The sequence below is a fragment of the Methanobacterium formicicum genome, assembly GCF_029848115.1.
In the GTDB taxonomy this organism is placed as follows: Archaea; Methanobacteriota; Methanobacteria; order Methanobacteriales; family Methanobacteriaceae; genus Methanobacterium; species Methanobacterium formicicum.
Map to the genome: position 1 here is coordinate 1 of NZ_JARVXG010000041.1, position 23312 is coordinate 23312.

20 protein-coding genes are annotated in these 23312 nt (G+C 31.8%); 7 read left to right on the forward strand and 13 right to left on the reverse strand.

Annotated features, from left to right (window positions below):
* Positions 1-63: 63 nt before the first annotated feature.
* The 6 genes from QC759_RS04375 to QC759_RS04395 all read right to left on the reverse strand — a co-directional run bounded on the left by QC759_RS04375 (position 64) and on the right by QC759_RS04395 (position 4116).
* Positions 64-282: a type II toxin-antitoxin system HicA family toxin gene (locus QC759_RS04375; protein WP_004029760.1), complete on the reverse strand. Its 219-nt coding sequence runs from the start codon at positions 280-282 to the stop codon at positions 64-66.
* On the reverse strand, positions 275-487 hold the full coding sequence (locus QC759_RS04380; protein WP_004029759.1) for a type II toxin-antitoxin system HicB family antitoxin: 213 nt from the start codon (positions 485-487) through the stop codon (positions 275-277). Before QC759_RS04380 ends, QC759_RS04375 begins: the two co-directional genes overlap by 8 nt.
* Before the next feature lie 101 nt (positions 488-588).
* On the reverse strand, positions 589-1224 hold the full coding sequence (locus QC759_RS04385; protein ID WP_279845137.1) for a nuclease-related domain-containing protein: 636 nt from the start codon (positions 1222-1224) through the stop codon (positions 589-591).
* 321 nt (positions 1225-1545) lie between these two features.
* On the reverse strand, positions 1546-1680 hold the full coding sequence (locus QC759_RS12255) for a HepT-like ribonuclease domain-containing protein (RefSeq protein ID WP_082055681.1): 135 nt from the start codon (positions 1678-1680) through the stop codon (positions 1546-1548).
* A 9-nt stretch (positions 1681-1689) separates the two neighbouring features.
* On the reverse strand, positions 1690-2118 hold the full coding sequence (gene mntA, locus QC759_RS04390; RefSeq protein WP_052659941.1) for a type VII toxin-antitoxin system MntA family adenylyltransferase antitoxin: 429 nt from the start codon (positions 2116-2118) through the stop codon (positions 1690-1692).
* Positions 2119-2382: 264 nt separating this feature from the next.
* Positions 2383-4116 carry a beta strand repeat-containing protein gene (locus QC759_RS04395; protein WP_048071924.1) on the reverse strand — a complete coding sequence of 578 codons (1734 nt, stop codon included), beginning with the start codon at positions 4114-4116 and terminating at the stop codon, positions 2383-2385.
* A gap of 486 nt (positions 4117-4602) precedes the next feature.
* Between QC759_RS04395 and QC759_RS04400 the strand changes: the two genes are divergently transcribed.
* Genes QC759_RS04400 through QC759_RS04425 form a run of 6 tightly spaced genes read left to right on the forward strand, consistent with a single transcriptional unit; the run spans position 4603 to position 12421 of the window.
* Positions 4603-5919 (forward strand): nucleotide sugar dehydrogenase, encoded by a 1317-nt coding sequence (locus QC759_RS04400; RefSeq protein ID WP_048071925.1) that lies wholly within the window; start codon positions 4603-4605, stop codon positions 5917-5919.
* Between the two features lie 11 nt (positions 5920-5930).
* On the forward strand, positions 5931-7478 hold the full coding sequence (locus tag QC759_RS04405; RefSeq protein ID WP_082055682.1) for a Gfo/Idh/MocA family oxidoreductase: 1548 nt from the start codon (positions 5931-5933) through the stop codon (positions 7476-7478).
* Positions 7475-8590, forward strand: a complete 1116-nt coding sequence (locus tag QC759_RS04410; RefSeq protein ID WP_048071927.1) for a DegT/DnrJ/EryC1/StrS family aminotransferase — start codon at positions 7475-7477, stop codon at positions 8588-8590. The genes QC759_RS04405 and QC759_RS04410 overlap by 4 nt, the downstream gene beginning before the upstream one ends.
* The gene (gene wecB / locus QC759_RS04415) at positions 8590-9681 is read left to right on the forward strand and encodes a non-hydrolyzing UDP-N-acetylglucosamine 2-epimerase (protein ID WP_048071928.1); all 1092 of its coding nucleotides are present in this window, start codon (positions 8590-8592) and stop codon (positions 9679-9681) included. The genes QC759_RS04410 and wecB overlap by 1 nt, the downstream gene beginning before the upstream one ends.
* Positions 9682-9691: 10 nt before the next feature.
* On the forward strand, positions 9692-11170 hold the full coding sequence (locus QC759_RS04420; protein WP_048071929.1) for a flippase: 1479 nt from the start codon (positions 9692-9694) through the stop codon (positions 11168-11170).
* A 33-nt stretch (positions 11171-11203) separates the two neighbouring features.
* Positions 11204-12421 (forward strand): glycosyltransferase, encoded by a 1218-nt coding sequence (locus QC759_RS04425; RefSeq protein ID WP_048071930.1) that lies wholly within the window; start codon positions 11204-11206, stop codon positions 12419-12421.
* Here the strand turns inward: QC759_RS04425 and asnB are convergent.
* Entirely contained in the window at positions 12416-14236 is a 1821-nt protein-coding gene (asnB, locus tag QC759_RS04430) for an asparagine synthase (glutamine-hydrolyzing) (RefSeq protein ID WP_048071931.1), read from the reverse strand. The two genes, QC759_RS04425 and asnB, sit on opposite strands and share 6 nt — an antisense overlap.
* A 307-nt stretch (positions 14237-14543) precedes the next feature.
* On the opposite strand from asnB, the gene QC759_RS04435 reads away from it, so the two are divergent.
* The gene (locus QC759_RS04435; RefSeq protein WP_048071932.1) at positions 14544-16298 is read left to right on the forward strand and encodes a hypothetical protein; all 1755 of its coding nucleotides are present in this window, start codon (positions 14544-14546) and stop codon (positions 16296-16298) included.
* Between the two features lie 9 nt (positions 16299-16307).
* Here QC759_RS04435 and QC759_RS04440 read toward each other — a convergent pair whose 3' ends face one another.
* The 6 genes from QC759_RS04440 to QC759_RS04465 form a co-directional block, all read right to left on the reverse strand.
* Positions 16308-17531, reverse strand: a complete 1224-nt coding sequence (locus QC759_RS04440) for a glycosyltransferase (protein ID WP_048071933.1) — start codon at positions 17529-17531, stop codon at positions 16308-16310.
* Between the two features lie 7 nt (positions 17532-17538).
* Positions 17539-18708, reverse strand: a complete 1170-nt coding sequence (locus QC759_RS04445) for a glycosyltransferase family 4 protein (RefSeq protein ID WP_048071934.1) — start codon at positions 18706-18708, stop codon at positions 17539-17541.
* Complete coding sequence (locus QC759_RS04450; protein ID WP_279845145.1) at positions 18705-19916, reverse strand: glycosyltransferase; 1212 nt, start codon at positions 19914-19916, stop codon at positions 18705-18707. The genes QC759_RS04445 and QC759_RS04450 overlap by 4 nt, the downstream gene beginning before the upstream one ends.
* Before the next feature lie 149 nt (positions 19917-20065).
* The gene (locus QC759_RS04455) at positions 20066-21151 is read right to left on the reverse strand and encodes a glycosyltransferase family 4 protein (protein ID WP_048071936.1); all 1086 of its coding nucleotides are present in this window, start codon (positions 21149-21151) and stop codon (positions 20066-20068) included.
* A gap of 8 nt (positions 21152-21159) precedes the next feature.
* Positions 21160-22386: a glycosyltransferase family 4 protein gene (locus QC759_RS04460; protein WP_048071937.1), complete on the reverse strand. Its 1227-nt coding sequence runs from the start codon at positions 22384-22386 to the stop codon at positions 21160-21162.
* A 6-nt stretch (positions 22387-22392) separates the two neighbouring features.
* The gene (locus QC759_RS04465) at positions 22393-23307 is read right to left on the reverse strand and encodes an NAD-dependent epimerase/dehydratase family protein (protein WP_052659942.1); all 915 of its coding nucleotides are present in this window, start codon (positions 23305-23307) and stop codon (positions 22393-22395) included.
* Positions 23308-23312 lie beyond the last annotated feature (5 nt).

Here is a 23312-nt window from a genome sequence, read left to right on the forward strand (position 1 = left end):
GAAACATGAAAAAACTAAGACCCTAAAAATAATATTTAGCAAATTAAAATGAAATAAGAAAAATCATAACATTTCATTAAAATCTTCAACAGTTACATCAGCTATTTTAAGTATTTTCCGCAAGGTTCCCTTCTTAAGAGTTTTATGTAAAGGAACCGAGAATACACGATGATCCTTCTGCAAAACAACATGATCACCTTTACCTGTTCTAACTGTAAATCCTAATTTTACCAATGCTTTAACGGTTTGCCTCCCAGAAACTGTGGGCAACTTCTTAGACACTCAATTCCACCCTGGAAATCTCGTTAACTTTACTTAACCTTTTGGTTTCCAGATCAAGTGTTTCTAACACAAGTTCAATAGCCACTTTTATATTTTCAATGGCTTCTTCCTTAGACTCTCCCTGACTTATTGCCCCTGGAAGTTCCAAACATTGAGCAGAGTACCCTCCTTCTTCTTCTTTTTCAAGGATTATAGTGTATTTCATGAATACATGTTATGTCCTTTTATACATAAAAACATTACCTAGATATCTTACAGGGCTAATCTATCTAGATTATAACACCAGACCTAATTTATATTAAGCATCTATTTTATTCTACCATACTTAGCTAAAATATTAATTATCTCCTTAACTTCTTTAGAACTCAGAATTTTCCGGCCGCGGGATAGGTAAGAAACTAGATCCTCAGGGTAAACGATTTCATACGACTTTATATCTTTTTTTAAGATTAAATTATGGTTTATCGGGGATATTACTGAGTATATGGCTGTTTTATTTAATTTTTTACCCAGTTTATTTTTTAGAAAATCATTCAACTTTGACGCCTGTAATTTAACCTGTTTGGCGGGGTTTTGTGGTGATTTTCTGCCGGAGGTATGGTACCAGCAGTCCTCATCCGGGATGTAGGTTGGTTTGTAATTTTTGGTTTCAATAACGTAGATTCCGGTGGGCCCCACCACCACGTGGTCAATATCTCCACCCAGGTTTGGTATTTTAACATCCCGGATAGCCGTGTATTTTTTAGGTAATTTCTTGAGCTTTTTGGCCACTATCTTCTCACCCTTAGCACCCCTACTCCAGATTCTGCGTTTAGACCACCCATACCTAGATATGATTAGCCCGGTGATGACCAGTAAGGCTAGTAAGGATAACTGTAGCAATCCCAATATCCCGGTTAATAGAATAAACCCTGAGATCCTGATTAATAATACCAATCCCATGATCCCCATTAATAGAATAATTACCCCCAGAAAGGTTATTTTAGTGTAATAGGATACCTTTGATTTTACATGTGATTTCTGTTTGGAAATGTTCACCACTCCATAATTTCTTATTAAATTTAGTATAAACCTATTTTTTTAACTATTAAGTCCTATATAAAGGTTTTTAGTGGTTAGATTAAGAGAAATATGGTAATTCTTTAAAAAGAGTTAATTTTTTATTTATTTTAGATTCAAATAGGAATTATTTAAAAAAATACAAAATACCATTATAAATTATTAGCTTAAATGAATTTGGCAATAATTAGCCATATATCAGTATCATTTATTTAGAAATTCCAAGTATGCCTTTAAAAATGTTTTAATGTCATTGATATTTTGGTTGAGTATTTCATAGATCATCTCATCATCTACTTCCCAGTAGATATGAACCAATCTATTCCTGAACTGGGCCACCGATCTGCATCATACTTCAAGCCCTAAAGCCTCCCTCATGTAGCGTTTACGATAGAAGTTAAAATCATGGTACATGGCCAGAGTTAGAGAGATAAAATCACTGCGTGTCAGTTCATCTTTACTGAAAAGAAGGGTACCTTCTTTAAAGACATTATACCGAAAAGATAAAGGAGAACGGTTCAAGATTCTGACATCAACTGGAAAATGAACTGCATTTTCAAGTTCGCTTTCTATTTCAAATTCCAGGTGGATGGCCTCTTTTTTATCCAGGTTTTTTTCAAGGTAAATTGCCAGATCTATGTCCCTAAAGTTCTCCTTCAAAAAGGACCCGTGCAGATAGGCAAAAATTATCTTTTCCTGATTTAATATGGAAGTTATACTTTCCATAATACGCCTTTTTTCAGGTGGGGTCAACTGGTAACTTTTAAGACTCTGCACTGTATCACCATCTGGGATTAATTATCTTTTAAGGATTATATAAATTATTAGATTTATATCACAGCCCTTATTTTTAATTTTTCATCACTATTTTTAGTTATATCCCTAAAATGGGGGTTTGATGGAAATCTAGAATAAATATATGTATGAAACGTTATTAACTTCCAAAATAAGCAGAATTGTATTCCAAATAAGTAAAACCTATTTCTAAATTGATTAGGTTAATAATTAGTGCATAAAAAAAAGAAAAACGGGGAGAAATGATTATAACTTTCTCCTACCCAGAACTGCTCCACCGAATATGGACAGTAAAGCCAGTATCAGGCCCACTGGACTGGTACCTGTTTTTTGCATCTCCACAGTTGCGGCGTTTACAGTAGGGTCTGTAGTGTTTTCTCCGGCGGCGTTGATGGTTACTCGTGTGGAACTGGTCTGGTTATCCAGGGTGGCCGTGATTAAGGCACTACCCACACCCGAAGCCGTGAAGAGACTGGTGGCCCGTCCACTGGTTAAACTTAACTGGGCGGGGTTGAGACTTCCCAGGGTTCCGGTGAGATTCACCAGTATTCCGTCGGGGACATGTCCATAGGCCGGGTCGTAGTAGTTGCCCAGCTGGTCGTGGAGTAGATCCACAGTCACGGTTGATGTTCCACCGTTGTTGATGGTGGCGGGATCCGGGTTTAGGCTTAGAACCAGCCATCGGGAGATGGTGGCACCGCTTACTCTTCCGGCAGTTACCGGGTCGGATCCTGCAAAGTTGGTTCCCCACCAGTTGTACTCGGCATCCAGGGTGGCCTCGCTATTGTAGATGTCCACCGGGGTGTTTCCCACCAAGCGGGAAAAGTGCACGGTGAGGTTGTGGCGGTTGCTGATGGCCCCTCCGAACATGTCGGCCTGGTTACCGGTGAAGGTGCTGCTGGTTATGGTCATGTTCTGGTTGTTTATTATGGCCCCACCGTCTTCGGCACGGTTACTGTCGAAGAGGGTGTTGGTGATGGTGGAGTTACCAATGTTGACAATGGCTCCACCAGCCTGGGCATAGTTACGGGAGAACACTGAATCTGCAATGTTCAGGACACCCCCGTTGAAGCTGTAAATAGCACCTCCTGATAAATCGGCAGTGTTAATGGTGAATGTGGTGTTTCTAATGTTCAGGGTTCCACCTTCGTTGAATATAGCTCCACCTGCCCCCCCATCACTGTTAGCGGTGTTACCGGTGAAGGTGCTGTCGTTTATGGTCAGTAGTCCGGTGTTTAAAATGGCACCTCCCACTTCATAGGTGGCGTTGTTGCCGGTGAAGGTACAGCCGGTGATATTCATGGTACCGGTGTTCATTACGGCCCCAGCTGATGATGCACTGTTTGAAGTGAAGGTACAGCCGGTGAGGGTTAAATCACCATTGTTTTCAATGGCCCCTGCATCCTCGTCCACACCGTTATCAGTGAACACGGAGTTTCTCACCTGAGCAGTGGCATCCACATCGTTGAAGATGGAAGAAATGGACAGTCCCAGGTTTCCAGTGAATACGGAGTTATCCACGTACAGGGTGTTGGCGTTGAAGATGGCACTACCATACTCCGCCATGTTAGCAGTGAAAGTACAGCCAGTGACTGTTAAATTTCCCAGGTTAAACACGGCGGCACCCATACTTTCATCGATGTAGCCGTTGGCCAGGGTCAAATTAATGAGGGATACATTGGCCCCGTTTAGAATCACGAACAGGCGATTGGTATCTGTTCCATTCAGGATGGTCTGGTTCTGGTGTTCTCCGATGAAGGTCACATCCTTGTCCAGGGTGATGTTGGTGTTTTCGTCTCCAGTGTAGGTCCCGTCGGCAATGTATACTCTGCCCCCATCATTCACTGTGGCGGTGGCATTTTTAATGGTTAGCTTGGCAGTGAGCCAGGTCAGTCCATCCCAGCTATCATCACCTGAGGAACCATTAACGTAGATAACATCATTGTCGGCAGCAGACACGCTGCCTATAACTGTAATCATGGTTAATCCCAAAATAAAGATAAGAATCATAGCCCGAAATTGTTTCAAGTTCGATTTTTTGCCTGTTTTCTCTATCAGATTTTCACCTCCTCTTTTTAATGGTTTTCATAATATGCTCCTGGTTTATATTATTTTGGATTTAAATCCCGTAATTTGAAAGAAATAACCTTATAAACCCTCCAGAATATGTAACTGATTACTTACATGAGGGGTGCTGTAAAATCCTGCTATTTCTGAAAGTTATTGATATTCACTCCCCCTTATTAGATCCAATTTTCTGATTCTCGTGGAGAGTAGTTGATCTAATACAGTCATTTTAATGGTTTTATTAGACTGCCAGAAGAATTTTAAGAACTAATTATCTAATGGAATATTTGAATAAAGATTTTTTACATAAGCCATAGAAAGGTTATATAGAACCAAAATAGAACCATTATTAACTATACTTTAGTTTTATTTATCACAACTTACAGTCGGAGTGGAAGAATGAACTGGACTGAAGACTTAAAAAGAAAAATTAATGATAGATCAGTTGTTGTAGGAATTATAGGATTAGGTTATGTTGGCTTACCTCTGGCAGTAGCATTTTCCCGAAAATATGAGGTTGTGGGCTTCGATAAAAATGAAGATAAAATAAAGTTATTAGAAGAAAATAAATCGTATATAGAAGATATTCAAGATTCTGAGATTAATCTAGAAAAGTTACATCCAACAACGAGTTATGAAGAGTTAACACGTTGCGATTTTATAATAATTACTGTTCCCACACCATTAAGAGCAGATAAGAGTCCTGATCTTTCATATATAGAAATGGCGGGCAAAAGTATTGGTGAAATGCTGAAAAGGGGACAATTCATCATCTTAAAAAGCACTACTTTCCCTGGAACAACAGAGGAATACTTAATACCCATTCTTGAAGAAAAAAGTGGTTTAAAATCTATCAAGGATTTTGGAGTTGCTTACTCACCGGAAAGAGTAGATCCTGGGAATAAAAAATACAAAATCGAAAACACGCCCAATGTCGTGGGGGGTTTGACTCCTGAATTCACAGAAATCTGTGCAATGTTATATGAAGACATTACTGAAAAAATAGTTAAAGTTCAAGATTGTAAAACCGCTGAAGCAGTTAAAATGATTGAAAACATTTTCAGGAATGTGAATATAGCATTGGTTAATGAACTAGCGTTAATTTTCGATAAAATGGACATTGACATTTGGGAAGCTATAGATGCGGCTAAAACCAAGCCTTATGGATTCATGCCATTTTACCCTGGACCTGGTGTTGGTGGACACTGCATACCTCTTGATCCTTATTATCTTTCGTATCGTGCTAAGCAGTTTGGAATCATCCCCCGGTTTATAGAAACCGCAGGAGAAATCAATGATTTTATGCCCATCCACACTGTAAATTTAGCAAAGAGAGGGCTAAAAAGAATGGGAAAACCAATAAGAGGTTCAAAAATTCTAATACTTGGACTCGCCTATAAGGGGAATATTAGTGATACACGAGAATCACCGGCAGCAAATGTAATTGAAGAATTGAAAGAGAGGGGTGCGGAATTGAAAGTCCATGATCCTTATGCAAAATGCATAAAAACAAGGTTCGGTCACTTTTATTCCGAAGATCTCAAAGAATCTATTAAATGGGCAGAATGTGCAATAATTGTAACCAATCATCAAGATTATATTAAACTCAAATATCTCGAAGATAAATACGATCAAGGTAACATATTAATTATTGATTCACGTAATATTTTTCAACAAAATCGTGAAATGAATTTAGAAAACTTTTATAATTTATAATGGGGAGTTCAATGAAAAACATTGCTATTATTGGAAGTGGTTACTGGGGCAAGAATTTAGTTAGAAATTTTTTTGAATTGGATGCCCTCAAGACTATCTGTGATTTAGATGAAGTTACTTTAAAAGAATTTCAAGATAAATATTCAGGTATACATGTCACAACTTCTTTTCAGGAAGTTTTAGACGATGAAAAGATTAAAGGTGTTGTCATTGCAACACCGGCTATTTTACACTATAAAATGGCTAAAAAGGCATTGGAATGTGGAAAAGATGTTTTTGTAGAAAAGCCATTATCCTTAGACTTATCAGATGCCAAAGATCTCATAGAAATATCTGAAAAAAAAGGCAATATACTAATGGTTGGGCATATTTTACATTATCACCCAGCAGTGGTAAAACTTAAAGAATTAGTACAAAAGGGTTACCTTGGAAAAATTCAGTACATTTATTCTAACCGATTGAATTTGGGTAAGTTTAGAACAGAAGAAAATATCCTCTGGAGTTTTGCGCCTCATGATGTTTCTGTCATTTTAATGTTACTGAATGAAATGCCTAAACATATCTCTTCACACGCCGGGACTTACCTAAATAAAGATGTAGCTGATGTTACTCTTACAACTATGGAATTTTCAAGTGGAGTTAAATCACATATCTTTGTTAGTTGGCTCCATCCTTACAAAGAACAAAGATTAGTAGTTGTGGGAAGTGAACGTATGGCTGTCTTCAACGATATGGTTGATGATAAACTTCTAATTTATCCACACGAAATAGAATGGGTGGATAGAGTGCCGGTTCCAGTTTTAAAAGATCCTGAACCAGTGCCAATTGGATCAGAAGAACCACTAAAAGAAGAATGTAAACATTTTCTTAACTGTATAAAAACGCGGGAAAAACCAAAAACTGATGGAAAAGAGGGGTATAATGTCCTTCAAGTACTCCAATCATCCCAAAAATCATTGGAAAATAATGCAGAAAATGTTTCATTGGATACTAAAGATTACTTTGTTCATGAAAGTTCATTTATTGATGATTCCTGTGAAATCGGGCATGGAACTAAAATTTGGCACTTTTCACATGTTTTAACTGGTTCTAAAACTGGTAAAAACTGTAATATAGGTCAAAATGTTATGATAGGACCTGATGTTACTATTGGAAATAATGTTAAAGTGCAAAACAATGTTTCAATTTATAAAGGAGTGGAAATTGAAGACGACGTATTTTTAGGACCTTCTATGGTATTCAGTAATGTAATTAATCCCCGAAGTTTCATTTCTCGTAAAGATGAATTTAAAGAGACGATAGTGAAAAAAGGTGCAACTATCGGTGCTAATGCTACCATTGTATGCGGTAACAATATAGGCAAATATGCTTTAGTTGGTGCTGGTGCTGTGGTAACCACTGCTGTTCCAGATTATGCTATTATGGTAGGAAATCCCGCGAAAATATCAAATTGGATATGTGAATGTGGATTAAAACTCAAATTTGAAGATGATAATATTGCAGAATGCAGTTGCCAGAAAAAATATAGAAAAGAAGATAATAAGGTTGTAAAGCTATGAATATTCCATTCCTTGATTTAAAAAGACAATATCTGCCCATTAAAGAAGAAATAGATGAAGCAATACAAAGGGTGGTTGATTCTCAAAATTTCATCTTAGGCAGTGAGGTGAAAAACTTTGAAGAAAATTTGGCGAAATATTGTGGCGCTGAGCATGCTATTGGAGTTGCAAGCGGTACCGATGCGCTCTTGATCTCACTTAAAGCACATGGAGTCTCTGGTGATGTGATAACCTCACCATTCACTTTCTTTGCCACTGCTGGTGCAATAAATAACGCCGGGGCTAATCCTCAATTTGCTGATATTAATCCAGAAAGTTTCAACCTTGATCCTGAAGATTTGGAAAGAAAAATTAAGGAAAATGAGAAAATAACTGCCATTATTCCAGTTCACCTCTATGGACAACCTGCAGATATGGAACCAATCATGGAAATAGCTGAAGATCACGATCTAATAATAATAGAAGATGCAGCACAATCCATAGGAGCACAATACCATGGGAAAAAAATTGGATCAATGAATACCACATGTTTCAGTTTTTTCCCTGCTAAAAATTTAGGATGCTACGGGGATGGAGGTATTATCACTACTAATGATGATGAACTAGCCGATAAAATACGTACTCTAAGAGTTCATGGTTCTAAGCCCAAATATTACCATCATATAATTGGATATAACAGCAGATTAGATTCCATTCAAGCAGCTATTCTAAGTGTTAAATTGAAATATATTGATAAATGGAATGATATGCGAATATCTAATGCAAAATTCTATAATAAATACTTGAAAGATGTTGATGGATTGAAAGTCCCGGAAGTCAACTCTCAAAACAAGCACGTATTCAATCAATATACACTAAGAGTATCTAATGGCCTTCGAGACGATCTTCAAAAGTTTTTGGCCAAAAAAGATATCAGTAATGCAATATATTACCCATTATCCCTTCATCTACAACCTTGTTTTTCTCACTTAGGATATGGTAAGGGCAGTTTTCCTAATTCGGAATTAGCATCTAAAGAAGTTTTTTCAATCCCAGTCTATCCAGAAATAAGCAATAACGAATTAGAATATGTTATCAGTCAAACACTAGAATTTTTCAAAGAAGGGATATAATGAAGATTATTACAGTTTTAGGTGCGAGACCTCAATTTATTAAAGCTGCTTTGCTATCAAAAGAGCTTAGAAAAAAAAATGAAGAAATTCTTATCCATACGGGACAACACTATGATAAAGAAATGTCAGATGTATTTTTTGAAGAAATGGATATTCCTAAGCCTGATTACAATTTAGGAATTGGTTCTGATACTCATGCCATTCAAACTGCTAAAATAATGATAGCTTTAGAAAAATTATTCGTTTCCGAAAAACCTAACTTAGTTCTAGTTTATGGTGACACTAATTCAACATTAGCTGCAGCTCTCACAGCTTCTAAACTAAAATTACCCTTGGCTCATGTTGAAGCAGGGCCTAGAATGTTTGATAAAACAGTTCCTGAAGAAATTAATCGTGTTATAACAGATCATATTTCAACCCTCCTCTTCGCCCCAACAACAATTTCAATGGACAATCTTCATAAAGAAGGGTTGAATGAAGGTGTCTATCGCACTGGAGATGTTATGTTAGACAATTTCCTATATTTTTCAAAAATAGCAGAAAAGCGTTTAAATATTATGGAAAACTTAAATTTGTCCAAAAATGATTATATTTTATCGACCGTTCACCGAGCAAGGAATACGGATGATGCGGATAATTTAAAAAATATATGTAAAGCATTTTTAGAATTATCAAAGGAATATAAAATAGTTTTTCCAGTTCATCCACGCACTGTTAAATACCTAAATAAGTATGGATTATATAATAAATTAAAAAATGCAAATAATATTATGCTTATTGAACCTGTAAGTTATTTAGAAATGTTAATTTTAACAAAAAACGCTTATAAAATAATTACGGATTCTGGTGGTCTTCAAAAAGAGGCTTATTTTGCTAAAATTCCATGTATTACCTTAGATGACTCAACTGGATGGCCTGAAACTATTCAAGAAGGTCAAAATATTTTGGTTGCCCAAAAAAATGAAACTATTAATTACAAATATGTTGTCGATATTACAGAATCTTTTAAGTCTAAAAGCATGCACAAAAACACTTTCGGTGATGGGAAATCAAAAGACAAAATTGTAGGATTAGTAAATAATTTATTATAATTGTGATTCAATGGAAATTGATAGCTTTAAATTTGGTAAAGATATTCTTTGGATATCTATATTTCAAATTTTTTATGCATTTTCAGGTCTTATAACTTTACCAGTATTAACAAAAAATTATGGTGCTGAACTATACGGCTTGTGGGCCATAATACTGGCTACCGTGGGGTTATTTACACCTATTTTAACTCTTCACCTTGGAACTGCATTAATACGATATTTTTCTAATGATCATGATAAAAATAGCATAAGTCAAGCGTTTTCAAATATACTGTTCACCATAATAATAATTATGGTGAGTGTATTAATTCTAGCAATTTATTATAAATATTCAATCTCTAATTTCATTTTCGACAGCTCAATTTATAGTAATTATGTTCCAATAACGTTCTTATGGGCTGGTTCAACAGCTATTTTCAGTTATTTAATTTCTTATTTAAGATCTCAAGAAAAAGTAAAAGAAATATCAATTATCCAGTTGTTATGGTCATTCTTTAAAATACTTATGATAATTTTTATTTCAATTCTTGATTTCTCATTTTATTCACTAATTCTCTCCCAGATTGTTGTAGATATCCTATTTTCAATATTAGTTTTGCTATATATTAAAAAAGAGATAAAAATCATCATTCCTAACTTCAAAAAAATGAAACAATACTTGAAATTTAGTATACCTCAAATACCGACAGGAATTTTATTATGGTTAATTAATTCAATTGACAGATATTTCATATCCTTTTTTTTGGGATTAACTGAAACCGGCATATACTCTGCATCTTATAGCTTGGGAAGTATGATATCTTTATTTTATGCACCAATAAGTTTTGTAATTTTTCCAGTAATTTCTAAATTTTGGGAACAAAACGATAAGAATAATGTTAAAAAATACTTAGAAAATTCATTAAACATGTTTTTATTTCTTAGTATACCTGCATCAGTTGGATTGTTTGTATTATCTAAACAAGTATTAAATCTTTTGACAACAGCTGAATTTATTGCGGATAGCAGTTTAATACTAATGATTTGTTTAGGAACTATTTTCTTAGGCATATATGAAATTAATTTTTATATAATACTTTTAGACGAAAAAACTCAATGGATGCCATTTATTATTCTTTCAAGTGCTCTGATTAACATAGTGCTAAATTTCATATTAATACCATACATTGGAATTATTGGAGCTGCCCTCTCAACAGTAGTTTCCTACTTACTTTTGGCTTTAATTGTCACCGTATGGTCTTGGAAAAAAATAAACAATAAACCAGATTTTAAATTCATATCAAAAGTTATAATTTCAAGCATAATTATGGGAATTTTCATTAGTATGTTCGTAAATGAAAGTATATTGAGAATAACTTTACTAATTTTAAGCGGTGCTGCCATTTATTTCATGTCAATAATATTACTCAGAACTTTTTCATATAAAGAAATGAAAACTTTCATTAAAATTTTGAAAAAATTAATTACACAAATTACTAGTATTAAATAAGCTTCCTAATCAATATACTCAGATGCGATAATTATGAAAGTTTTAATTATAACATATTATTTTTTCCAAAACGAAGCGATAGGATCGTTTAGACTAAGAGGTTTAAATAAATATTTAAAAGATTATGGATGGGAACCCACTATATTAACCATTAAGACAAATGAGAGTGAAGAAGTTGATTGTAATGTTATAAAAACAGAATTTGCAGATCCAATAAAAACTGTCAAAAAAAAATATAAATTAAATGATAACATACTATCCAAGTTATTTCTTCGGGTATGGTTAGAAATCAACGCATATCCAGATGTGCAGAAAAAATGGATAAAAACTGCTGTTGAATCTGGAAGGAAGTTACTAAGAGAAGAACAATTTGATGCAATAATTAGTTCTTCTTCACCAATAAGCTGTCATCTAATTGCCCATGATCTAAAAAAGGAATTTGATATTCCATGGATAGCTGATTTTAGAGATCTTTGGACACAAAATCATTATTATAACTATACTCCAATTAGGAAATTTTTTGAGAGGAGATTAGAGTTAGGCACATTAAAAAATGTTGATGCAATTACAACCGTTTCAAAAGAATTGTCTAAAGATTTAGAAAGACTTCACAAATCTAAAAACATTTACACTATTCATAATGGTTTTGATCCAGAAGATGTAAATCTCGGAATGCCTCTAACTTCCAAATTCTCCATAACATATACAGGTCAACTTTATAATAAAAAAAGAGATCCTGAAGATTTTTTTAAAGTTATTAACGAACTGTTGGAAGAAGAATTTTTAAATAGTGATGATATAAGTGTAGAACTATTCTGTCAAGAAGAATCCTGGCTATTCGAAGAAATAAAAAATTTAAATTTGGGAAATATAGTAAATATAAACGGAACAATCAGTCACCAAAATTCAATACTACAACAAAGGATGTCTCAAATATTGCTTTTGTTAATGTGGAATAATCCTAAAGAAAAAGGAGTATGCACAGGCAAAATATTTGAATATCTAGCAGCTAAAAGACCCATTGTTTCTTATGGGGTTGTAGAAGGATGTGTTCCAACTATATTAAGTGAAACCAATAGTGGAATAGCAGTTAATAATAAAAATGATTTGAAAAACCTTATTAAAATGCATTATAATTCCTATAAAAATAACGGTTATGTTGAATTCAATAGTTCAAATAAAATTTTAAAGTTCTCGCAAAAAACAATGGCAAAAAAATTTAATGAACTTTTGAATAAAGTATCTTTATGAACCTTCAATCCATTTTCTATACCATAATTCTAAAATTATGATTTTCCACAGAAGCCTTCCATTGTTTATTCCAGATAAATGTTCATTCCACCTTTCTTTTACCTTTTCATAATCCCAAAAAGTCCTTTCTTTGAAACGTTTTGATTCAAAAAGTTCAGAAACAAATATTTTGCCTCTATCACTTCTTAGAAGTTTGTCATCAGGAATTTCAAAACCTATTTTATCTTTCCTTTCCATTATTACTTGTGGAACATTATCCTTCAAAGCATCCCGAAATATTTTCTTTGTGATACCTTTATGTAATTTTTGAGAAGGATGTGTTGAGATCATCATCTCAACAAATTCATAATCACAGAAAGGTAGCCTACTTTCAATGCTCCATCTCATAGAATTCTTATCTTCAAACCTTAACAGTTGTGGCAAAGGATAATACGTTTCTGCAAAGTATGACCTATCATTTACATCACCCTGAGTTGGCACATCCGGATTCAATTCAATTCTATTTTTATATTTAGAATGAAATTGATCTGAAAGAAAAGGGTGTTTGAATTTGCGATGTTTTAGTATAAATTTGGAAAATATTATTTTAAAAATTCCTATAAAAGGGTTTAGGTTTCCATGAGCTTTTTTATAGATTATTGCTTCATTTAGAAGTGTTAAAAATTTATATTCATGTAAAAGATCCAAAAAATAATATGTGAAAAAAAAGTGGTAACCCAGTAATACTTCATCAGCACCTTGACCATCAACTAAAACTTTCAAATTATTCTGAGCAGCAGATTTCATAATTTTATACTGCCCATAAATACTTAATGATATAAAAGGTTCCTCCTGCGTATACAAAAGATCATCTATATCGTCTAGAATGTCTTCCAATTCAAAACTAGTCTTGTTCCATTTTAATCCTCCATAATCAACAATTACCTCCTGGAATTTACTTTCATCAATTTTTTCACCAGGAAAAACTAATGAAAAAACCTCAATATTCTTCATTCCTAAATCTTTCATTGCACATATAATCGAAGAACTATCAATCCCACCACTTAAACAACCGCCGATAGGCACATCAGAAATTAATCTTCGTTTAACAGAATTAAAAAAACTATCCCTTATTTCTTTGGATTTTTGAATTTTTTTAGTTTTCAATGCTTTTTTTAAATTGTAATATTCTATTGTAGAAATAGAATTATCATTTAAATTGAAAAAAAGATTTTTTCCAGGTTTTAATTTTTTAATATTCTTAAAAAATGTTTCCTCGGTATGATCAGTATGTCCTGAATATAAAAAATCAAATATTAAATTTTCATTTGCTTTTATATCCATCTCATGCTTTAATATACCCTTAATTTCTGAACTAAATATAAATTCACCATTATCATAATAGTAATAAAGAGGTTTAACACCGAATCTGTCACGACTAAGAAAAATTATATCTTTTTCAATATCATAAATAGCAAAAGCCCACATTCCATTAAATTTTTCCACACATTTAGAACCCCACTCAATATAGGAATATAATAAAACTTCAGTATCAGTATTTGAATTAAATTTATAACCCTTTTCTAACAATTCATACTTAATATCTAAATAATTATAAATTTCTCCATTATAAACAATTGCAAATTTATTGTCACGAGAAAACATTGGCATATGACCTTTATCTGAAAGATCAATTATTGATAATCTCACGGAACCTAAACTAAGCTTATCATTACAGTAAAAACCATTGTCATCAGGACCACGATGTTTTATTTCATCATTCATTACCTGGATTAAATCATGATTACCCCAATTAAATCCATTGATACCGCACATGTTACAAGATTGAAATTACTATTATTTAATTCCCACCATTTCAGTACTGTTTTCAGTTTTCATAAATTTAAATCAATATTTTAAGAATAGTGGGATAAATGACATCGAATTAGAGTAATACATAATATATTGCCTTTTAAAAACATGATATTTGTTTAAATACATGAGAACTATTAATAATTGTTAAAAAATTTTATAATATGATATTAAACCAATAATAATCTTTAAATAAGAGAAATAAAGAACATTGATATGTTACTAATAATCTAATTAATCAATTAAAGTTAATTCAATACGGAAAGATTTTATGGAAAATAAAACTTACAGCAAAATAATATTAACAATCAGCTTTTTTTTTGTATTTATAGGTTTACTTTCTGTATCCAATTCAACTGTAACTGCATTTGAACCATCAATATATCTGGGCACACCAATACTATTTTGGATATGTATTATAACCTCATTGTTATTAGGCATAATTACTATAATACGTAATTTATACAACCGATATTCCGTTTTAGGGTTAATACTGGTCACATTAATAAATTTTATAATTTTATCCTTATTTATAATTAAAGGTTATTTCTTTTGGAATGCTTCTGGTGATCCTGGCATACACTGGCAATTTACGCAACCAATACTATCAACAGGACATTTTTTAGCTCAAAAAAACTTTTATCCTTTAACTCACATTTTTTTAACGCAGCTCAACTTAGTTTCTAGTGTTCCATTGGAGATCATTTTTAAACTATTACCAGCATATATTTTTCTTTTATTTCCGTTATTCATGTTTTTAATCGCACATTTTTTAGCTCCCGAAAAAAAGGACTATATACTGATAACATTAAGTAGTACACCCCTGATTTTTGGGTGGTATTTAGACCTAACCCCCTCAACAATTGCTAATTTATTGTTTCCATTTGCAGTTTACCTACTTTTCAGAAGTTATTATTCTCCAAAAATTCAATGGAAAATTTTGTTTATCATAATTCCATTTTTATATGCGCCATTCCACCCAGTTCCAGCATTTGCACTATTACTTATAGTATGTGTTTTATGGTTACAACCCATAAATCTAAAACAATTAAACTTTTTAAAATCAAATATTAAAGAAAATAGGAACTTTAATTACGCAATTGCTCTTTTATTTATAGTACTTATTACAACATGGATTTCTTCTTTTGGTATTTGGGAATCGACAATTGTAAACACCAAAACATTACTTACTGAAGGTGGATCTACTCAGTATGATATGTTAAGTAAAAGTATAGAAGGTGCACAAGATAAGAATTATAATGTTTTCTTAGAAGCATTCAAAATATATGGTGCAGTTATAATATATATGATTATAGCTGTTTTAACATTTACATTCATTAAACGGGAAAGACCTCATTTACTAAATTTGTATTGGATAATAGGTTTATTGACAATTTTTTTGGGATTTTTCTATTTTTTAAACCTAAGTTTTGGACCTACACGACTTATAACATATATACTCATATTATTAACAATACCCGTAGGAATTGGACTATCAAGATTTATACAAAAAGGAGGATTAATATTTAAATCATCAAACATACCTTCAGCTTTGGTAATATTGCTAGTCTTTTCTGTGACACTAATGGGGATTATTTCTGTCTACCCTTCTCATTACACCCTATCTGTTAATCGTCATACGACCGAAAGTAGTTTAAAAGGAACCGAATGGTTTATAAATAATAAAAACACGAACTTGTCTTATTCTACCTGGTATTTTGCACCAGATAGATATGCAGGCAGATTAGGCATTGAAAAACTAAGAGCTGATGTCACTAAATATAATTCTGTTCCGTTCCCCGCTCATTTTGGTTATAATGTAAATTCCACCTTAGGAGAATCATACACTAAAGATACATACTTATTAATTCCAGATTTTCTTAAGGTAGTTTATGTTTATACTTTTCCAGAAAGAGCAAATGAAATGCTTACCACAAGTGATTTCAATAGATTAAATGAAGATAATAGTCTAGATAAATTGTACTCAGATGGTGGATTTGATTTATGGTATATACATTCTAAATAGATGATTACATTAGGCACCCAATTGATCGTAAATTCTTAAAATCTTTTCTGATAAAATTTCATTAGAATATTTACTTTTTGCATAGGCAGAGATAAAATGCGAATCCCACTCTTTACAAATTGCTTTTTCGATACATATCGCAAGATCCTGAGAATCTTTCGGATTGACTAAAATACCTAATTTTTCATTATTAATAATTTTTGGCACGTTGCCTACTCTAGTTGCAATAACGGGTTTCCCACAGGCTAATGCTTCAGGTATTACAGTGGGTGAACCTTCATCTAAACTTGGAAGAACAAAAAGATCACATGCATTGATCCACATTGGAATTTCATCATGAGGGACTCCATTGATTATCTTAACATGTTTATCAAGTTTTAGATCAATTATTTGTTTTTTTAGGTTGTTTGGATTTCCCTTACCAATAATAATAACTAATAATTCACTGCAATCAGATTTTATTTTATCAATCGCAGAAATAAGATAATTATGTCCCTTTATTTCAACAATATTACCAATTGAAAGAATGATTTTTAAATTTTTAGGTAAATTTAGTTTATATTTAGCAATGTCTTGATTTATAGGATAGAATATTTTTTCATCAAAACCGTTTGCCATCACTTCTATTTTATTAGAAGAAACTCTGAACTTATTTTTCAAAATATCATAATTGACTTGGCTAGTAGTTATTATAAAATCTGAGCTATTGAGAATTTTATCGACATATTTAAACGATAATTTAGATTTAAATGGTAATGTATATAAATCACCACCATGTGCAGTGATAATAAGCGGTTTTTTATATTTATTTTTTAATTCTAATGCCACATAACCCGCTGGGTGAATAAAATGAGCATGAATTAAATCAAAAGATAATCTATTTTTTTTTATTACGTTTTCAACAGCTTTGAGGAAAAAAAATCTTTTCAGCCGAATATTAAAGAAATCATTGCCCGTTTTAGGTATTGGATAGAATCTTGGGAAAAAAACATTTACATTACAATTCTTATAATTTTTAGGGCTAATTTTATAAGATGAATAGTTTCTAAAAAAATTATAATTTAATAAAAAGGAAGGAAAATATGATAATGGGGAAATTACATTAACCTCTTTAAAATTTTTTCTAATCGTTTCGACTTGTTGTTCGACAAATATACCACCATAATTAGATAAAAAGGGATATGTATTCGTAATTATAAGTAAATCCTCTGCAATTGGCGTGCGAAAAGTCATATTAACTCTACCTATACAAATCTTCAAATTTTTTAGATATTATACTCCAATCACGTTCTTGAACAGTGGTATTTGCATTTTTACCCATCTTTTTCAAAATTTCATTATCTAAAAATAAAGTCATCTTATTTTTTAAATCATCAACATCTCCATCTCTATAAAAAAACCCATTAAAACCATCATAAACTCGCTCTGGAGCTCCTGTTTTATTTGAAATTATTACAGGTATTTCACAGGACATAGCTTCTAACACTGTCATTGAACATTGTTTAGGCCACACTCCAACATCGGACATTGAATAAAATTTATATAACTCCACGTTAGGAACTGCAGGTAAAAAAATAAAATTATTTGAAAATTTAGATGAATTAACCTTTTCCATAATTGATCTTAAACAGATTGGATCATTTGCCCCTAAGCATAGAACTTTTATTTTCTTGTCAGATTCTAATAGATTCAAAGCAGCCTCTATAAATATATCAACTCTTTTTTCATTAACTATTTTACCTACGTAACAAAACACAATTTCATTATCTTTTATTCCATTTTTTTCCCTTAATTTTGATCTTATTGATTGATTTCTGTTAAAAAGTACTGTATCGCAACCTAATTCAATAATCTTTATTCTATCTAATGGGATTCCATATATATTATTCATAAAAGATTTAGTTTCAGGAGTAACCGCTACAAATTCATCAACATTTTTAAGAATCATACTTTTAAAAAACAATTTAAAAATTTTATAAAAATACAAAACCCATGGACCCCTCAAAGCATCAGAGGTCATGTGATCATCAAAAATAATTTTTGTTTGATTTAATTTTTTTTTTAGTCTAGCTATTCTTATACTTGATAAAGATACAATCCCATGAACGTGAATAGCATCTGGTTGAAACTCTAAAACATGTTTTTCTAAATATTTTATCCATGGTTTATTAAATGTTGACACTTCAAATCGTACAGGCAACCTTAAGACATTGATGCCCTCCTCAACATGAGAACCTTCTTTAATCTCTTTATTTAAATGATCAGAAGATTCCAAATTAAGAGTGCCTAATGGTTTATCAGATGATAATACCATTACCTCATGGCCATTTCTAATTTGTTGTCTTGCTAAATGGGTTTCTTGATACCCCATCTGCGGTTGGAATTGATCAATTATATGGAGAATCTTCATATGCTACCTCTGCTAATTATTATATCTAAATACAATTTTTCTAAATTTTCTGCTATTATATTCCATGTAAACCTTTTTTTTACCATTTCTACACAATTATCGGCAAATGTGTTTTCAAGGTTTTTATCATTTAATATATTGAACATTGCATCTTTAAGATCTTTTTGAGTATAGGGTACCACAAAACCTACTTGATAATCTATCCAATTTAAGGTATCTGCATTTTTAGTGGTAATTATTGGAGTTTTTAAAGAACAAGCTTCTAAAAAAGTTATGGGAAATCCCGTAAAACTTGGTGTTACAAAAATATCAGCATCAAGATAGGCCATTTTTTTCTCATCCCCATATAACGGCCCGGTAAATATGACATCATTCTTAATTTTTAATTTTTTAACTAGAGTTTCAATTTTGGGCATAAAACCATCATCTGGACCGACAATTACCAATTTAGATTTATTTACACTAGTTTTCAAATCTGAAAATGCACGAATAAGTAAATCGATACCCTTTGATTCATGGATTCTGCCCAAATACAAAATGATATTTTGGTCTTCATTAATTTGATATTTTATTCTAAATAAACCTTTTTTTTGTAAAATATCTTCTTTAACTAAAGAAATACCATTTGGAATAATTTGAACTTTCTTTTTGTTAAGGCCAAATTTTTCATAAAGTGATAATTCTGTATTATTTAATGCTATCAATCTACTTGCATTTTCTAGAATATAACTTGCAAAAAATTTATTATATAATGTATTGATTATTTTTCTTTCAAATAACCAATTTAATGAACCATGTGCTGAGGATACATACGGAACATTGAATTTTTGGCAATATTTTGCAGTACAAATAGCATGAATCGATATTAAATCCTGTAAATGGACAATATCATATTCCATGACATGATTTTTTAAATAATTAATTATTCCTAGAGATAGGTAAATCTTATACTTCCAAGCTAACTTATCACTAACATAATCAAATCTTATAAAACGAATTCCATCAATATGTTCTATATCTTTTTTTGAATACCTCTGATTTGGTTCCAACATATTTGTTGTTAATATTGTAACATCATGTCCTCTCTTTACAAGTTCCTTTGATAAATCAAAAGAAACACGAGCACAACCTCCAGTAGACCATGCAAAGGGAGGTGTTGAAATTACTTGAAGAATCTTAAGAGACTTATTACTTTCTATTGTTTCCATCTTTTTTCCTTCAATATGTTTATTAGAATGTAAGAATAGATGTGTTTTCATCATCTCTTATTAATTAAAAACATTTTTTTATAGCCCAAAAAACCCAATACAATCAGATAATATCTTTTACTACCCCAAACAATCAAAATAACTTCTCTTCAGTCTGAAATTTCAAATACCTCTTTAAAATATTTTGGCCAATTAATTTCTGAATAATTTTTCTCAAAAAAATCACGACTATCTTTAGATAATCTTTTTATATTATTTTTAATATATACCAAACCATTAACCCACTCGGATATGTCAGAATCTATATCAACAAGATATCCGGTTTTTTTATGAATAATACTCTCATTTAAACCACCAATATTTGTTGCCAAAACTGGAGTCCCATACATAAATGCAGTGGCCACTACAGCACTTTGTCTAGCCGTTTTATAAGGAGTTATAGTTAGTATACTTTTTTTCATGAAATTTCCAAGTGAATTATCACTTATTTTTTCATTTTGGAATACCTCTAAATTATCATACTGATAATATTTTTTGTCATTAATTTTTTCCCTAGAAATTATTAAGAAATTAAATCCCATACTTCGACTGTTACTAACGATTTCAAGAAACTTCTCAGGATTCTTAGCAGTTACTGGGGGTCCTATAAAATTTAGATATTTTCTTTCGGAATGAATCAAATCTTTTCCTAAATCCTCATAAAGAAGGGGAATAATTATTTTTTTACCTTTAAAACCCGAATATCTTTTATTAAACAGACCACAAGCCTCTTGAGATGATAAAATAACAACATCACATTTTTTCAAAATATTCCCTTGGATATATTCAAAGAGATATAACCATCTCTTCTGGAAGGTACCATAATGGTTTTTATTCTCAACATAAGGTTCATGTATATGCTGAATAACAGTTCCACCATATTTATTCACTAACCTTGCAATATAATTATTAAAAAATGGATGAATATTAAAAAAATAAACCCATTGTGGTTTATCTGTTAACACAAGTTTTTTAATTCTATTAAAATTTCTATAATTGATAGAATCATGTAAAATCGTTGCAATGTCCTTCGAATTACCAATAAATTTGATATTGCGATTTTTTGATACCATCCACTCATAGTGAGAACTTAAGATATATTTCACTTTCATTCCTTTTTCTTCAAGTTGATTTCCAAGCGCAAAACACAATGACTTGAAAACAGGACTGTATTGCAAACTTACAATATAAATCATCAATTCCCTCAATAAAGTTTATTTATAATTTTTTGGTAGACTTCAACATTTTTATCCAAATTCATCTTTTTTTCAACAAAGTTTCTACCATTATTCCCTAATGTTTTTTTCAAAACGGAATCTTCCTTTAATTTTAATATGGCATTTTTAAATCCAAGAACATCACCTGGTTCAACAAGAATGCCACAATTGGCAAGTTCGATAAAATGAGCAGTCTCAGCTTCAGGAGAAACAATACTAATAATAGGTTGTTTTAGTGATAATAGGTTGGTTAATTTTCCAGGTAAACAGGGGGCTAACATTCTCTCATCTAATGATACAATTGATATATCTGAAGAGTTTACTAAGTTAAAATATTCTTCACGAGGTTGGAATGGTAAAAGTTTAAGGTTAGAAATGTTCTCATTATTGATTCGGTCTTCCAGATGTTCTTTTATCATCCCATCTCCCGCTAAATAAAATATAATATCTTTATGATCTTTTAATTCTTTAGCAACATTAAGGATATTATCTATGCCTTGAAATGGGGATAAAATCCCTGCGTAAGATATGAGAAATTTATCTTCGATATTTTCTTTTTTCTTGAAATCTTTGTGGGCTTCAAAAATTTCAATGTCCGAAGGATGGATTCCATTATATATGTGAGTCACCTTAGAAGGATCTGCACCTTTATTTACGACATAATCTATTCCCCCCTCAGATAAAACAGTAATATAATCGGCAGTCTTGTAAGATTTCTTTTCCATGTACTCCAAAAGTTTTATCATGATAAGATTTCGTTGTATTCCCCCATAATTCACATCAATAAGTTCCTGTGGATGAAAATCCTGATAATTAAGGATAGATGGTGTGCCATCATATTTTCTTATTTTATTCGCTAATTGGTATAGAGGTAGAGGTGGAATGTACATAAGACAAACATCAAATTTCGTGTTCATCCGTTTATATTCTCTAAAATATTGATATGGTAAAATAAAATGTTCTAATCCCCTAAAAAGAGGAAAATCCCTTATAGAAAAATGTTTAGAACGGTGCACCTCAATTCCATCCATTTTCTCATAGTAATGAAATGTTTTTCCCATATCTCTTTTATCTAAATTGAATTCACGAGGATAAGAAGTCAAAACATGAACTTCATGACCTTTTTTTATAAATGCTCTAGCTAAATCATAGTAAACATGTGCAGCACTCCCAATTTCAGGTGGAAAGTAAGCTACTACCATCAATATTTTCATTTGATATCACCCAATGTTACTTTCTACTTCAATCATTTTTTTAACACCTTCCTGAAAGCTAGTGGGGGTGATATTGAATTCATCCCACCATGCATAATCGGGAAATACTTCTTCAGCTGTTAGAGAATCAACTTGGTCAGTAGTAAATTCTTCATTCCCAATTAATTTCTGGTAAAACATCATTGCAAATTTAAATACACTAACTGGAAGGAACAATCTAAAGTGGAAACCATCAACTTCATTTAAAACAATTTTTATCATGTCTTTAAAGTAAATCACTTCTCTACCATTTATACCATATATTTGATTTTTTGGGAAATCTTTAACTAGCGAAATAATTAGTAGGCACATATCATCAATATAAATTGGCTGTCTAGGCCATTTACCATTCCCAGGTATGGGGAAAAATGGGAATTTTTTGGCAAACTTAATTAAATAACCAATATTTTTGTCATCAGTTGGTCCATACATAAGCGATGGCCTAATAATACAGTATTCCAGTCCACTATCTTTAACCAAATTTTCTCCTTCTGATTTAGTATTGGCATAATCATCTTTTCGCACAGATAATACTGCAGCAGAACTGAAATGAATAATTCTTTTTGTACCGTTTTCTTTGGCCGCATTAATAAGGTTTTGAGTATTCAAAACATTATTACGATGAAATGGTTCGTATTCGGGTGATGAAATCTGCGCAGCAAGGTTTATTAAATAATCAGAATTTTCGAATTCTTTTTCCCATTCTCCTTTTTTAGATAAGTCCGCGAAAAGCGTTTTGATATTATATTCTCTAAAATATTCTAAGTTTTCCTGGTTGAAATCAATAACAACAATCTCATTTTCCTTAAATCCATTTTGGAGCATTACTCTTACCAAATTTCTACCTACGAATCCTGCCCCTCCAGCAATTATTATTTTCATGTAAA